The 14,383-nt window shown below is 56.2% G+C and carries 11 protein-coding genes, 3 tRNA genes and 6 other RNA genes; 16 read left to right on the top strand and 4 right to left on the bottom strand.

Features of this window, described 5'->3' with window-relative positions; translation table 11 throughout:
- Positions 1-25 precede the first annotated feature (25 nt).
- The 13 genes from tolA to EA20_RS20365 all read left to right on the top strand — a co-directional run bounded on the left by tolA (position 26) and on the right by EA20_RS20365 (position 5,403).
- Positions 26-1,273 (top strand): cell envelope integrity protein TolA, encoded by a 1,248-nt coding sequence (tolA, locus tag EA20_RS0114205; RefSeq protein WP_024967461.1) that lies wholly within the window; start codon positions 26-28, stop codon positions 1,271-1,273.
- 119 nt (positions 1,274-1,392) lie between these two features.
- Positions 1,393-2,685 carry a Tol-Pal system beta propeller repeat protein TolB gene (gene tolB / locus EA20_RS0114210; protein ID WP_024967462.1) on the top strand — a complete coding sequence of 431 codons (1,293 nt, stop codon included), beginning with the start codon at positions 1,393-1,395 and terminating at the stop codon, positions 2,683-2,685.
- Positions 2,686-2,729: 44 nt separating this feature from the next.
- On the top strand, positions 2,730-3,257 hold the full coding sequence (gene pal / locus EA20_RS0114215) for a peptidoglycan-associated lipoprotein Pal (RefSeq protein WP_024967463.1): 528 nt from the start codon (positions 2,730-2,732) through the stop codon (positions 3,255-3,257).
- A gap of 9 nt (positions 3,258-3,266) precedes the next feature.
- The gene (cpoB, locus tag EA20_RS0114220) at positions 3,267-4,058 is read left to right on the top strand and encodes a cell division protein CpoB (protein ID WP_024967464.1); all 792 of its coding nucleotides are present in this window, start codon (positions 3,267-3,269) and stop codon (positions 4,056-4,058) included.
- A 164-nt stretch (positions 4,059-4,222) separates the two neighbouring features.
- A tRNA-Lys gene (locus EA20_RS0114225) sits at positions 4,223-4,298 on the top strand.
- 13 nt (positions 4,299-4,311) lie between these two features.
- Positions 4,312-4,437: non-coding RNA, RtT sRNA (locus EA20_RS20340), on the top strand.
- A gap of 13 nt (positions 4,438-4,450) precedes the next feature.
- Positions 4,451-4,576, top strand: a non-coding RNA gene (locus EA20_RS20345) — RtT sRNA.
- A gap of 33 nt (positions 4,577-4,609) precedes the next feature.
- Positions 4,610-4,685, top strand: a tRNA-Lys gene (locus tag EA20_RS0114230).
- A 13-nt stretch (positions 4,686-4,698) separates the two neighbouring features.
- Positions 4,699-4,825: non-coding RNA, RtT sRNA (locus EA20_RS20350), on the top strand.
- A gap of 34 nt (positions 4,826-4,859) precedes the next feature.
- Positions 4,860-4,935 (top strand) — tRNA-Lys (locus EA20_RS0114235).
- A gap of 31 nt (positions 4,936-4,966) precedes the next feature.
- Positions 4,967-5,091, top strand: a non-coding RNA gene (locus EA20_RS20355) — RtT sRNA.
- A gap of 31 nt (positions 5,092-5,122) precedes the next feature.
- Positions 5,123-5,247, top strand: a non-coding RNA gene (locus EA20_RS20360) — RtT sRNA.
- A 31-nt stretch (positions 5,248-5,278) separates the two neighbouring features.
- A non-coding RNA gene (locus EA20_RS20365) (RtT sRNA) lies at positions 5,279-5,403 on the top strand.
- A 166-nt stretch (positions 5,404-5,569) separates the two neighbouring features.
- On the opposite strand, the gene EA20_RS0114240 is transcribed toward EA20_RS20365, so the two are convergent.
- Entirely contained in the window at positions 5,570-7,033 is a 1,464-nt protein-coding gene (locus EA20_RS0114240; RefSeq protein WP_024967465.1) for an AlkA N-terminal domain-containing protein, read from the bottom strand.
- A gap of 178 nt (positions 7,034-7,211) precedes the next feature.
- Here EA20_RS0114240 and EA20_RS0114245 point away from each other — a divergent pair, with 178 nt between their 5' ends.
- The 3 genes from EA20_RS0114245 (at position 7,212) to pnuC (ending at position 9,674) form a co-directional block, all read left to right on the top strand.
- Complete coding sequence (locus EA20_RS0114245) at positions 7,212-7,721, top strand: methylated-DNA--[protein]-cysteine S-methyltransferase (RefSeq protein WP_024967466.1); 510 nt, start codon at positions 7,212-7,214, stop codon at positions 7,719-7,721.
- 156 nt (positions 7,722-7,877) lie between these two features.
- Positions 7,878-8,921, top strand: a complete 1,044-nt coding sequence (nadA, locus tag EA20_RS0114250) for a quinolinate synthase NadA (RefSeq protein ID WP_024967467.1) — start codon at positions 7,878-7,880, stop codon at positions 8,919-8,921.
- A 36-nt stretch (positions 8,922-8,957) separates the two neighbouring features.
- Positions 8,958-9,674: a nicotinamide riboside transporter PnuC gene (gene pnuC / locus EA20_RS0114255; RefSeq protein ID WP_024967468.1), complete on the top strand. Its 717-nt coding sequence runs from the start codon at positions 8,958-8,960 to the stop codon at positions 9,672-9,674.
- Position 9,675: 1 nt separating this feature from the next.
- On the opposite strand, the gene zitB is transcribed toward pnuC, so the two are convergent.
- Genes zitB through EA20_RS0114270 form a run of 3 tightly spaced genes read right to left on the bottom strand, consistent with a single transcriptional unit; the run spans position 9,676 to position 14,295 of the window.
- On the bottom strand, positions 9,676-10,605 hold the full coding sequence (gene zitB / locus EA20_RS0114260) for a CDF family zinc transporter ZitB (protein ID WP_024967469.1): 930 nt from the start codon (positions 10,603-10,605) through the stop codon (positions 9,676-9,678).
- Positions 10,586-13,723, bottom strand: a complete 3,138-nt coding sequence (locus EA20_RS0114265) for a transporter substrate-binding domain-containing protein (protein WP_024967470.1) — start codon at positions 13,721-13,723, stop codon at positions 10,586-10,588. Before EA20_RS0114265 ends, zitB begins: the two co-directional genes overlap by 20 nt.
- On the bottom strand, positions 13,705-14,295 hold the full coding sequence (locus EA20_RS0114270) for a response regulator transcription factor (protein WP_024967471.1): 591 nt from the start codon (positions 14,293-14,295) through the stop codon (positions 13,705-13,707). Before EA20_RS0114270 ends, EA20_RS0114265 begins: the two co-directional genes overlap by 19 nt.
- Positions 14,296-14,383 lie beyond the last annotated feature (88 nt).

A 14,383-nucleotide genomic window follows, 5' to 3' on the forward strand; every position in this document is an offset into this window, starting at 1 on the left:
TTCGAACCGTTTTTGGGAATCGAGAGTGTCGAAGGCAACCGAGCAAAACGATAAGTTAAAACGAGCCATTATTGTTTCAGTAATCCTGCATATTTTTCTGATTGCATTACTGATCTGGAGCTCGTTTGACGAACACATCGAGGCCAGCAGCGGCGGTGGCGGTAGCGATATAGACGCAGTCATGGTCGATCCTGGCGCGGTGGTGGAACAGTATAATCGTCAGCAGAACCAGCAGAGCGACAGCCAGCGCGCCGAGCAGCAGCGCCAGAAACAGGCAAAGCAGCAGGCAGAGGAGCTTCAGCAAAAACAGGCGGCGGAACAGCAGCGCCTCAAGCAGCTTGAAAAGGAGCGGCTGGAAGCGCAGCAGGCCATGAAGCAGCAGGCAGCGGAAGAGAAAAAGGCGCAGGAAGCGGCTATGCGCGCGCAGGATCAGCAAAAACAGGCCGAAGCGGCAGCCGCAAAGGCGAAAGCTGAAGCGAAAGCGCAGGCTGATGCTCAGGCGAAGGCCGCAGCGGAAGCTCAGGCTAAAGCGGCGGCTGACGCGCAGAAAAAAGCGGAAGCTGAAGCAAAAAAAGCCGCGGCTGATGCGAAAAAGCAGGCAGAGGCGGAAGCTAAGCAGGCCGCTGCCGAGGCAGCGAAGGTAAAAGCCGCGCAGGAAGCGAAAGCCGCCGCCGATGCAAAAGCCAAAGCCGCGAAGCAGCAGGCTGCTGAAGAGGCCAAAGCGAAAGCGGATGCTGCCGCCAAAGCGAAGGCAGACGCAGAAGCGAAAGCCGACGCCGCTGCCAAAGCGAAAGCCGATGCTGCCGCTAAAGCGAAAGCCGATGCTGCCGCCAAAGCCAAAGCAGATGCCGCCGCGAAGAAAAAAGCGGCAGCAGAAGCGGCTAAAGAATCGAGTGAAGTGGACGATCTGTTAGGTGGTCTGGCTTCCGGCAAGAATGCGCCGAAGCAGGGACAATCCGCTGGCGCGGCAGGAGAGGGCACCCAGAAAAAAGCGGGCGCCTCTGGCGCGGCAATTGACAGCTATCTGGGGCAGGTTCAGGGGGCTATCCAGAGCAAGTTCTATGATGCGGATACCTTCAAAGGCAGAACCTGTAACGTGCGCATTAAACTGGCGCCGGATGGATTATTAATCTCCGCAACGGCGGCTGGCGGCGATGCGGCACTGTGCCAGGCGGCCATTAACGCCGCCCGCATGGCGAGGATCCCGAAACCCCCAAGCGCGGATGTTTACCAGGCCGTTAAAGATGCTACGTTAGTATTCAAGCCGCATTAAGTTCGGTGTTCTCCGGCAGGTTGAACTAAGGTCAACCTGCCGGACTCTATAGATGCATTCAGGGTTCGCTGATAAAGGGCGAATTATCGTGAACGTTGCGTTCAGGTAAGGGAGATAAGATGAAGCAGGTATTTCGTGTTGCAGTGAGTTTTTTACTGCTGTTCGTCGCCGTGGCGCATGCAGAAGTTCGAATCGAGATTACGCAGGGCGTAAACACCGCGCGTCCCATCGGCGTTGTGCCGTTTAAATGGGAAGGGCCGGGCGCTGCGCCGGAAGATATCGGTGGCATCGTCTCTGCCGATTTACGTAACAGCGGTAAGTTCAATCCGCTCGATCGCAGCCGCCTGCCTCAGCAGCCTACCTCGGCCGCAGAAGTGCAGCCTGCGGCCTGGACCGCGCTGGGCATCGATGCCGTGGTCGTTGGTCAGGTACAGGGTGGCGCCGACGGCAGCTACCTGGTTTCTTACCAGCTGGTGGATACTTCTGCTAACCCGGGTGCCATCCTGGCGCAAAACCAGTTCAAGGTGACAAAGCAGTGGCTCCGCTACGCGGCGCACACCGCCAGCGATGAAACGTTCGAAAAGCTGACCGGCATTAAGGGCGCATTCCGTACCCGTATCGCTTATGTTGTGCAGACGAATGGCGGACAGTTCCCCTATGAGCTGCGCGTATCTGACTATGATGGCTACAACCAGTTTGTGGTTCACCGTTCACCGCAACCGTTGATGTCGCCTGCCTGGTCTCCAGATGGCAGCAAATTAGCCTATGTGACCTTTGAAAGTGGTAAGTCGGCGCTGGTTATTCAGACGTTATCAAATGGTGCCATCAGGCAGGTTGCTTCCTTCCCACGTCATAACGGCGCGCCGGCATTTTCTCCCGACGGCAGCAAACTGGCATTCACCCTGTCGAAAACCGGCAGTATGAACCTGTATATTATGGATGTGGGTTCCGGACAGATCCGTCAGGTCACCGATGGCCGCTATAACAGCACCGAGCCAACCTGGTTCCCCGACAACCAGACGCTGGCCTATACCTCGGATCAGGCGGGACGTCCGCAAATTTATAAAATCAATGTGAACGGCGGTGCGCCACAGCGCCTGACCTGGGAAGGTGCCCAGAATCAGAACGCCGACGTGAGCACTGACGGTAAATCTCTGGTGATGGTAAGCACCAACGGTGGTGCACAACATATCGCCAGACAGGATCTGGAAACGGGAGCCGTTCAGCAATTAACGGACACGTTCCTGGATGAAACGCCAAGGTTGGCGCCCAACGGCACTATGGTGATCTACAGCTCTACTCAGGGCATGGGGTCCGTATTGCAGCTGGTTTCTACGGATGGGCGGTTCAAAGCGCGTCTTCCGGCAACTGATGGACAGGTAAAATCACCTGCCTGGTCGCCGTATCTGTGATGCATGTGTAAATATGTATGGCAAACAATAATAGGATTGTAGAAATGCAACTGAATAAAGTGCTGAAAGGCTTAATGCTGGCACTGCCAGTGATCGCAGTGGCTGCATGTAGCTCACACAAAAACAACGACAACGACCAGACCAACGGTATGGGCGCTGACGGCAGTATGAACGGCATGAACGGCGGCATGAACAGCGGTAACATGTCTTCTGACGAGCAGGCTCGCCTGCAGATGCAGGAACTGCAGCGAAACAACATCGTTTACTTTGGCCTGGACAAATACGACATCCAGTCTGACTTCGCTCAGATGCTGGATGCGCATGCGACCTTCCTGCGTAACAACCCATCTTACAAAGTGACCATCGAAGGCCACGCGGATGAGCGCGGTACACCAGAGTACAACATCGCCCTGGGCGAACGTCGTGCTTCTTCTGTGAAAATGTACCTGCAGGGCAAAGGCGTTTCTGCCGATCAGATCTCTATCGTTTCTTACGGTAAAGAGAAGCCAGCAGTGCTGGGTCATGACGAGTCGGCCTATGCCAAAAACCGTCGTGCTGTCCTGGTATACTAAGAGAATCATATGATTAGTAACTTCAGACTTCACCTGTTGGGTCTGTCGTTACTGGTTGGCGTAGCGGCCCCCTGGGCCGCTAATGCCCAGGCGTCAATCAGTAACGTTGGCTCAGGCTCGGTCGAAGACCGTGTCACCACACTTGAGCGTATTTCCAACGCTCAGGGACAACTCCTTCAACAGCTTCAGCAGCAACTCTCCGATAACCAGCGCGATATCGACTCTCTCCGTGGACAGATTCAGGAGAATCAATATCAGCTTAATCAGGTGACCGAGCGGCAGAAAAACCTTTACCAGCAAATTGATACACTGAGCAGCGGTGCCAGCAGTGCGGGCACGGCTACTCAGGCTCCTGCTGAAGAAGGTGCAGGCGCCGCTGGCGCAGCGGCCACTGCTGACGCTGCCTCAGCGACGCCAGTACAAAGCGGTGACGCTAAGAGTGATTACAACGCGGCCGTGGCGCTGGTGCTGGAGAAAAAGCAGAACGAGCAGGCTATCGCTGCGTTTCAGGCTTTTATCAAAAAATATCCTGACTCCACCTATCAGCCTAATGCGAATTACTGGCTGGGGCAGCTGAATTACAACAAAGGGAAAAAAGACGACGCGGCCTATTATTTTGCCATCGTGGTTAAAAATTTTCCTAAGTCACCGAAGAGCGCCGATGCACTGTATAAAATTGGGGTGATCATGCAGGAGAAAGGCGACACAGCGAAAGCGAAAGCCGTCTATCAGCAGGTGGTCAAACAGTACCCAAACAGTGACGCGGCTAAAAATGCCCAAAAACGCGCTGCCGCACTGTAAGTTACGTTCTTTGACCTGATATCGGATGATTTATAATCCATCCGTGCGAAAGTCAGGCAGTTGAACGGGTTATCTTAAAATAGTGGTTGCGCTGAATCGGTAAATCAGTAATATATGCCGCCGTTGCCGGGACATATGTTAAAACGTTCAGACAGCGCAAAAGTGGGTCGTTAGCTCAGTTGGTAGAGCAGTTGACTTTTAATCAATTGGTCGCAGGTTCGAATCCTGCACGACCCACCACTAACAAAGTTTAGACAAGTGCTAAGCGTGTAGGATGAGAACCTGTTGCAGGTTCGAGTGGAGCGAAGCGACACAACGTTGCCAGAGGCAACGGGCCGAAGGCCGAAGCGTCAGCTGAGTTATCCTGCACGACCCACCACTAACAAAGTTTAGACAAGTGTTAAGCGTGTAGGATGGGAACCTGTAGCAGGTTCGGGTGAAGCGAAGCGACACAACGTTGCCAGAGGCAACGGGCCGAAGGCCGAAGCGTCAGCTGAGTTATCCTGCACGACCCACCACTAACACAGTTTTACAGCAGTACACCGCATTGCGGGTCGTTAGCTCAGTTGGTAGAGCAGTTGACTTTTAATCAATTGGTCGCAGGTTCGAATCCTGCACGACCCACCATTAATAAAGTTTAGACAAGTGCTAAGCGTGGTAGGATGAGAACCTGTAGCAGGTTCGGGTGAAGCGAAGCGACACAACGTTGCCAGAGGCAACGGGCCGAAGGCCGAAGCGTCAGCTGAGTTATCCTGCACGACCCACCACTAATAAAGTTTTACAGCAGTACACCGCATCAGCGGGTCGTTAGCTCAGTTGGTAGAGCAGTTGACTTTTAATCAATTGGTCGCAGGTTCGAATCCTGCACGACCCACCAATGTAGAAAGGCGCCCTAAAGGCGCCTTTTTGCTATGCGCAATTCGGGCAGGGTTCGAACCTGCAGCAGGTCGAGTCGAACGAAGTGAGACAGCGTTGCCGCAGGCAACGACCCGAAGGGCGAGGCGCAAGCCGAGTTATCCTGCACGACCCACCAATGTAGAAAGGCGCCCTAAAGGCGCCTTTTTGCTATGCGCAATTCGGGCAGGGTGCGAACCTGCAGCAGGTCGAGTCGAACGAAGTGAGACAGCGTTGCCAACGGCAACGACCCGAAGGGCGAGGCGCAAGCCGAGTTATCCTGCACGACCCACCAGTGTAGAAAGGCGCCCTAAAGGCGCCTTTTTGCTATGCACAATCCGGGCAGGGTTCGAACCTGCAGCAGGTCGAGTCGAACGAAGTGAGACAGCGTTGCCGCAGGCAACGACCCGAAGGGCGAGGCGCAAGCCGAGTTATCCTGCACGACCCACCAGTGTAGAAAGGCGCCCTAAAGGCGCCTTTTTGCTGTGCGCAATCCGGGCAGGGTTCGAACCTGCCGCCAGGCTTTTGCTAACCAGGCCGCGCGCTCTTCTCAAAAACGCCAACGTACCTGTTTAAACACAGCAGCCGACGGCCACACCGAAGAAAAAATAGCGCGGTCAGCTTTTGACCTTAACCGGCGTCAGATTTTTCCAGATATGCATCACCGCGTAGCTACGCCAGGGACGCCATGCCTGCGACGCCGCCTCAGCCTCTCTGGCCGTCATGCCGCCCAGGTTATGCCTTACTACCACATCTTCTTTGGGAAACGCATCGGGCCAGCGCAGCGCACGCATGGCGATATAGTGGGCGGTCCAGGGACCGATTCCCGGCTGTTGCACTAACTGCGCTATCGCTGCTTCCGGATGCACAACGGCATCCAGCGTCACCTCACCGCTTTCACAGGCCTCTGCCAGTGCGATCAGCGTACGGGAGCGGGCAGAAACAATGCCCAGCCCAGCGACCTCGTCGGGGGTCGCGATAGCCACTCTGGCGGCGACGGGTGAGAGATGGGTCAATTCAGCTATGGGCGTCTGAATCGGGTCGCCAAAAGCCTGTGCAAAGCGCCCGGCCACGGTTGTCGCCGCTTTTACCGTGATCTGCTGCCCCAGGATGGCTCTCACCACCATTTCATAGCCATCAAAGGCGCCAGGCACCCGCAAACCTGGATTTTTTTGCAGGCTGTGAGTCAGTAAAGGTTCCAGTTGAAGATGCGCGGCAATACGCTCAGGATGCGCGTCCAGATCGAACAAATTCTTCAGTCTCCTCAGCAGCAGTGGCAATACCGGTGTGAGCGAATGGCTGAACTCCACGCTGAGACTGTTTTTAGCCTTCGCCTCGCTGACTCTGATCCACCCCTGATGCATCCCCAGACGCACCGTGCGCGCATAACTCTGCGCATCGACATACTCCACCCCTTTAATGGCTCTCAGCCTGAGAAAGTCCAGCAAAGCCATCCAGTCAAAAGGCGGCCGGTAGCCCAGAAGCAGTCTTGACGTTTCGCTGTTGAACAAGGCGCCCTCATTCGCCTGCTTACGCAGGCGGCTGGGTGGCATGCGGTACTGTTTGCTGAACACTTCATTAAAGCGTCTCAGGCTGGCGAAACCACTGGCGTAAGCGATTTCGGTGATGGGCAGGGCGGTTTCGGTCAGTAGCTGTTTCGCCAGCAGCAGGCGTCGGGTTTGCCGCAGTTCAACCGGTGAAACACCTAACTCTTTCTGCACAATACGGCGAAGCTGGCGCGCGCTGAGATTAAACCGGGCGGCGATAGCGTCCAGCCCCTCAACATTATCGATAGGGTTTTCCTCAATGCGCTGGATCAGCAGATCGGCAATGCGGTGGCTGCTGTCGACGGGCGCATTGCCAGGCGCCAGTTCGGGGCGACAGCGCAGGCAGGGGCGAAACGCGGCCTTTTCGGCGGCTTCGGCACTGTCGAAAAAGAGACAGTTTTCCAGGCGTGGCACCTTGACCGGGCAGACGGGCCGGCAATAAATTCCCGTCGAGGTCACGCCGACAAAGAATACGCCATCAAAACGGACGTCGCGGGAGTTCATCGCCCGCCATGCCACCGTAGTATCAATCATCTCTGTTACCTCATGCGCTGGCTTTTTTACCAGGTTAAGGGCATTTTATGGTCTGCGCTGGCGGTTTCCGGACAGATAACGCAATCAGCCTGATGTCCGGAAACCGCGAGCAGGAAATGTGGTAACACGGATAATCACGCTTATCAATTCGACAAGGTGTGACGCAGGGAGAAATCTCATGAGCTACTTCTTTAAAATTATGCCCTCTCCGGTGGGCAATCTCACGTTGATCGCCAGCGATAACGGGCTGGCTGCCGTCCTCTGGGAAAATGAAAATCCTAAACGTGTCCGGCAGATGGCCCCCACAGAGGATCCAGACCATCCGGTCCTGCTGGAAACGGAACGGCAGCTGAAAGAATATTTCGCCGGGGAACGGACCTGCTTCACCATGATGCTCGATTTTGTCGGTACGCCGTTTCAGAAAAAGGTCTGGCAGGCGCTGGTCGCCATCCCCTTCGGCGAAACCCGCAGTTATTCAGAAATTGCCCGCGCGATCGGTCATCCTGCGGCGGTGCGGGCGGTTGGCGCGGCAAATGGGAAGAACCCCATATCGATTATTGCGCCCTGTCACCGCGTCATTGGTGCCAACGGCAAGCTGACCGGTTTTGCCGGCGGTCTTGAGGCCAAGGCGTTGCTGTTGAAGATTGAAGCGATGAAGCAAAGCCAGCAAGATTTTACGCTGGTATAGCACCCTGATTCGCTTTGGCGCAGGCAGAAAAAGAGAGCGACACCGGAGAACATTTCGGCTATCTTGTTTAGCATATAAAACAATATAAGGCAGTTATCGCGGATCAAAGGCAAGTCTCCGCAGGCTGCGTTAAGTTGAAGAAACGAGAGCCGTGATATGAGCCTGATGTTCGATCCTGAGTCTGCCGTCTATCCTTTCCCGCCAAAACCGCAGCGCCTCTCATCCAATGAGAAAGCATTCTACCGGGATAAAATTAAAACCCTGCTGAAGGCGCGCAACGCCGTGATGGTAGCGCACTACTACACCGATCCGGAAATTCAGGCCCTTGCTGAAGAAACCGGCGGCTGCGTCGCTGACTCGCTGGAAATGGCCCGCTTCGGCAGCCAGCATCCGGCCAGTACGCTGCTTGTTGCCGGGGTACGTTTTATGGGGGAGACCGCCAAAATCCTCAGCCCGGAAAAAACCATCCTGATGCCGACGCTCGCGGCGGAGTGTTCACTCGATCTCGGCTGTCCTGTCGAGGCGTTCTCGCGGTTTTGTGACGCGCATCCGGATCGTACGGTTGTGGTATATGCCAATACCTCAGCCGCGGTGAAAGCGCGGGCAGACTGGGTTGTCACCTCAAGCATCGCGGTCGATCTGATTGAACACCTTGACGGGCTGGGGGAGAAGATTATCTGGGCGCCCGATCGTCACCTCGGCCAGTACGTTACCCGTCAGACCGGCGCGGACATTCTCTGCTGGCAAAGCACTTGTATCGTTCATGATGAGTTTAAAACCCAGGCGCTGCACCGGATGAAAGCCCTCTATCCTGAGGCTGCCGTGCTGGTGCATCCGGAATCCCCTCAGGCCATCGTCGATCTGGCTGATGCTGTCGGCTCGACCAGCCAGCTGATCCAGGCGGCAAAAACCCTACCGCATCCTCAGATGATTGTGGCGACCGATCGCGGCATTTTTTACAAAATGCAGCAGGCCTGCCCGGATAAAGAACTGCTTGAAGCGCCCACGGCGGGCGAAGGCGCCACCTGCCGCACCTGCGCGCACTGTCCGTGGATGGCAATGAACGGCCTGCAGGCTATTGCAGAAGGGCTGGAGCAGGGCGGGAGCCAGCATGAAATTCATGTTGATGCCGCGCTGCGTGAAGCCGCGTTGATTCCCCTTAACCGTATGCTAACCTTTGCAGCAAGCCTGAAAGGGTAACCCCAGCCCCCTCACCGATCGGGAGAGATTGTGAATATGGATTTTTTCAGTACGCAAAACATTTTGGTTCATATCCCGCTGGGGACCGGCGGCTACGATCTCTCCTGGATTGAGGCTATCGGTACCGTGGCGGGCCTGCTCTGCATCTGGCTGGCCAGCCTTGAAAAAATCATTAACTATGCGTTTGGCCTGGTTAACGTCACGCTTTTCGCGGTAATTTTCTTTCAGATCCAGCTTTATGCCAGCCTGCTGCTGCAGGTGTTCTTTTTTGGTGCCAATATCTACGGCTGGTATGCGTGGAGCAGGCAGACCGGAGAAAATCAGCTGGCGCTCAAAATCCGCTGGCTGAGCCTGCCAAAGGCGCTGGGCTGGCTGGCGGTCTGCGTTATCGCGATAGGGCTGATGACACGCTATATTAATCCGGTATTCGCCTGGCTGACCCATATTGCGGTCACCGTCATGCAGGGCATGGGGCTGGCCGTCGCCATGCCTGAGCTTGCACCCGACGCTTTCCCTTTCTGGGACGCCTGCCTGATGGTGCTCTCGGTGGTGGCGATGATTTTAATGACGCGCAAGTATGTGGAAAACTGGCTGCTTTGGGTGATTGTCAACGTCATCAGCGTGATGATCTTTGCCCGGCAGGGCGTCTACGCGATGGCGCTGGAATACGCCATTCTGACGCTGATTGCGCTCAATGGCGCCTGGCTGTGGATCAAAAGCGCCCGGGATCGCGGCTCCAGAGCGCTGTCATAATTTAATGGTGATGATGGTGTGGGGCGTGCTCAGATGCGCCCCATGTCAGCTCGCAATCCTCAGTTTCACAACGCTGAAACTCCATCTGTACCGTAGCATGGGTAATCTGGTAGTGCTCATGCAGCCAGGCGTGGATGCGGTGCAGCAGGGCATCATGATCCCTTGGCGGAATAACCTGCACATGTAGCGTTATCACCGGCCTTTCACCGACCTGCCACAGATGAACATGATGGACATTCCGCACCTCTGGTACGCCTAGCGTCAGCGCTCTTTTCAGCTTATCCACGTCTATCGAGGCGGGCGTCCCTTCAAGCAACTCATGCAGGCTCTCTTTCAGCAATGCCCAGGCGCTGCGAACCACCAGTCCTGAAACAAGAATGGAAAGTATCGGATCGACAGGGGTCCATCCTGTATACATCACGATAAGCGCCGCGATAATGGCACCCACCGAGCCAAGCAGATCTCCCAGCACGTGCAGTGCCGCCGCGCGGACGTTCAGATTTTTCTCTTCGCTGCCGCGATGAAGCAGCCAGAAGGACAATAAATTCGCCAGCAGGCCTGCTACCGCCACGCTCAACATCAGCCCACCGGCCACGGGTTCAGGCTGCATAAAACGGCGGACAGCCTCCCAGACAATCAGCAGCGTGATAACCAGCAGCGCCAGGGCGTTGACGAAGGCCGCCAGCGTAGTCAGCCTCAGCAGGCCGAACGTGCGCCGCGTGTCCGGTTTTCGCCGGGCAAACTTCATTGCCAGCAGGGCCATCAGCAGGGCGGCTGCGTCGGTCAGCATATGTCCGGCATCCGCCAGCAGCGCCAGTGAACCGGAGATCAGCCCGCCAGCAATTTCGATAACCATAAAGCCTGCGGTAACGGCAAACGCCGCCAGCAGGCGATGGTGGTTTCCATCCTTTTCAGTGTGCGCGTGAGCCATATTTTTCCAGTTCAGTCAGTAATTTTTCTGTTAATGATATCAACAAATTCACCTCTTCAGTATGGCGTAACGCCGTACCCGGCCGGTTGATGACAAGCTGGCATAAGGCCGCTTCCTCGTTATAGCCCAGCATCTGCCAGCTGCCCTTCATACGGTGTATTGCCTTTTCAGCCTGCGGCCAGCTCTGGCTGGCAAGTGCAGCCTGAAGATTGTCGAGATCCTCGCGCAAGGTCAGGCGCAGCGTTTCACAAATTTTTACGAGAAAGCGGCTCTCGTGTCCTGCAAGGCTGTCCAGACGATGGGGAAGATCGTCAAAGCTCGTGCCTGGCTCCCGTGGCAGCAGCGCCTCGATCTCGCGCAGGCCGACGGGCTTAAGCAGAACGTTATCGGCAAGCCTTACTATTTCTGGTCGTTTCAGTATTTCTGCATCGGCTGAACAGAGCACGATTTGGGCACGCGAGACACCATGCCGTTCGCGCCGGCGAATGATTTTCGCCAGCGTGACGCCATCCGGATGCGGCATACTGTAATCGATAAACAGCAGATCCCAGACGTGAGTGCCAGCCAGCAGGGCGCGTCCATCAGGATAGCAGTCAGCCTGAATACCAAACCAGGCCAGCTGCTGCTGCATCACCAGCAGATTAGTGGGATGGTCATCGACGATTGCCACGCGAAGCGCAGTAAGCGGACGGGTTGCGGGAGAAGAAGAGGCTGTGGCCTCGCCGGATTCGCTTTCGTCTGCGGGTAACCAGGGTAGCGTCACGGTAACGGTAGTTCCCTTATCCACAACGGATTGCAGGGCGATCTCGCCGCCCATACGGGAGACAATCTCTTTGCAGATGGAAAGGCCAAGGCCGCTGCCCTGTACGGAAAGCTGTCGGCCAGAAGGGGTCTGATACCAGGGTTCGAAAAGCTGAGCCTGCTCCGTTTCCGGGATACCCCTACCGCTGTCGATAACCTGAAGCTGCAGCATCTGGCTCTCGTCTGCGGCGGCAAGCGTCACCCGGATTTCACCCTGGCGGGTAAATTTAATGGCGTTACCGATCAGATTATTGGCGATCTGCTGTAGCCGTTCGCCATCTATCGAGATGATGGCGGGCAGTGGCGTCAGCGCATCAACACGAAACAGGGGGCCATTCTGACGCATCAGCGGATGATAGACATCCGCCAGGCGCGTCAGCCATTTACCAGGATCGAGTGGGTGAGGGGAGAGCGTAAAAGTGTTGCTCTCGACGCGGGCATGATCCTGAAGATCGTTAAGCAGAGTCAGCAACGCGGCGGCGCTGCTGTGGATCACGTCCAGGTTTTGAACGGCGGGCTGGCGGGCAACTTCCAGCTCCAGCAGGCCCAGAATAGCCTGCATCGGCGTGCGCAGTTCGTGGCTGACCGTGGCGAGAAACTGACTCTTCATCCGGTTAGCGCGATCGGCTTCTTCCCGTGCCTGTTCAAGTTGCCGACGCTGAATCCGTTCCCGGCGCTGCTCCAGATAGCGGCGCAGCAGCAGAATCAGCAGAAAAACGATGGCAAACAGGGCGGCGATCAGCACGAAAAGCGAAACGGGACGCATTGTATTGCCATCGCCTTCCGCCAGGACGGAGCTGTTGCTGCTCCAGTTTTCCCGCATGCGCTGCTGAGTATCCGAAGGGATCTGCTGAAGTCCGCTATTCAGCAAGGTAAGCAGCAGAGGATGGTCAGAGGAGACGCCAAGCGTCACCGGCCATGCGGTATCACTGGCGGCGAAGGCCAGACGAATAGCGTCACGATGGCGTGCCTGAATTTGCCAGCGTGCAGAGAGCACGTTATCGGTTAAGGCGTCAATCTGTCCGTTCGCCAGCGCATCATAGAGCGATTTGCTGTCATCAAAAATGACGGCATTCACCTCGTTGGGTAACAATTTGCGGGCAATATCGCCACGGCGCAGGCCGACCCGTTTGCCCTTTAATGCAGCCCAGTGCGTGACGGGCGGTGAAGATTGAGAAACGTAAACGCCCCAGAGCGCACGCCAGATGGGCAGCGTCGTGCTGCGCATCGCATCATCGCCGGTCAGGGGCAGCGTTAGCTGGATCATCACGCGGCCCTGCGCCAGCAGCGTCTCAGCCTGCTCCGCATTGCTGACCCAGCGTGGCTGGAAGCGTAAACCGCTATTCTGACCAATGATATTCAACAGCTCGACGCTGTAGCCGCCAGGCTGTCCGTCAGCGGTACGATAGCTCCAGGGATAGTCGTCGACGATCGCCGCATAGGTGATGACCGGATGCTGCGCTATCCAGTTTCTCTCCATTGGAGAGAGGCGAGCGGTATTGGTGTCCTGATAGCGCGGGAGCGAACTGCTCCAGCGTCCCTGAATCCCGTTCACCACCTCCATCGGCAACTGCCGTATCGCTCTGTCCAGTTGAGCGGTGAGCGCTGGCGAGGCGGTGATCGCCCGCAGCTGCAGCAAACCGGGCGCCAGCGGTGAAGCAAGCTGAAATATCTGCCCCTGCTGAAGCTGACTGAGCAGAAAGCCTGCGCTGGTTTCATCCGCAATCACATAGTCGCTTTCATTATTCAGCAGGGCGTTGAGCGCCTGGAGATCGTTATCAACAACGTGCCAGTGGCGGTTTTTAGCAAAGGCGGGATCGACGAGCGCCAGCGCCGGGCGGCTGATAGCAATTCTGGCATTGCTGGAGTTGAACATCACGGGACGTAAATTATCCCGGCTGCGATAGATGCGTAACGGGCTGGTGAACCAGGGCGCGGTGGCATTCTCTTCGCTGGCATCGCGCTGCGGCACGCCAAATATAATATCCAGCTTCCCTTCTGCTAACGCCAGCTTCAGTTCCTGCCAGTCGCTGTAGCCTGTTACCCTGAAGCGCATCCCCGTACTCTGGCCCAGCGCCACCAGATAATCTGCATTAATGCCGTAAAGATCCTGACCGACCACCATATTCCAGGGCGTACCGTTATCCCGCAGGATACCGACCCGCAGCGTCTGCGCCTGGCCGCTGCCCGGTTCAAGTGGCACCATTTCCTGGGGGATCATCACGCTGCCAACGGGGCGCAGTTCAGCGCTGGCGGAATAACTCAGCAGCAGCAAAAGAAACAGCATTGCCCGCATTATCACTGCTGCGATTTCCATAATTCAGCCAGTTCCACAACTGAAACCGCGCCGGTTTTTGCCATGATATTTTTTTTATGGGTGCTGACCGTTTTGTTACTGATATTGAGCTGTGCGGCAATCTGCAGATTAGAAAGGCCGCGAGCCAGCAGCGGCAGGATCTGCTGCTCTTTGGCGGTCAGTACGTTTTGACTCTGTTCTTCTGCTGACTGGGGAGGAAAGGCACGCTGCCCGCCCAGTACCGCCAGAATTGCCGACAATAACTGTGGCATAGGCTGACGTTTAGCAACGTAGCCTGAGGCGCCAGCGGCATCGGCAAGACGCTGATAAACCCGCTCCTCCTGGGCTGAATAGATGATTACCGGGCAGTGCGGATAGCGGCGTCGCAGCGTTTTCAGCAGTTGAAGACCATCTGTCTCCGGCAGGCCAATATCCAGTACCACCACCTCAACCGGCCCGGCGGCCAACGCCGAAAGTGCGAGCGGCTCGTTTTCAGCCGAAATCAGCTTGACGGGAAAAGGGGCACGGGAGAGAGCCGCTTCAAGTGCGATATGCACCAGCGGATGATCGTCAATCAGCAGCAGCCTAATCATGGCATTGTCCGGAAAAATCAGCAGAGGGAGAGAATAACGTAATCAGGACAGGGATGTAACTTAAGGGGAAATGTAAAAGGAGAGCCGA

Source organism: Pantoea sp. IMH (genome assembly GCF_000599885.1).
GTDB lineage: Bacteria > Pseudomonadota > Gammaproteobacteria > Enterobacterales > Enterobacteriaceae > Erwinia.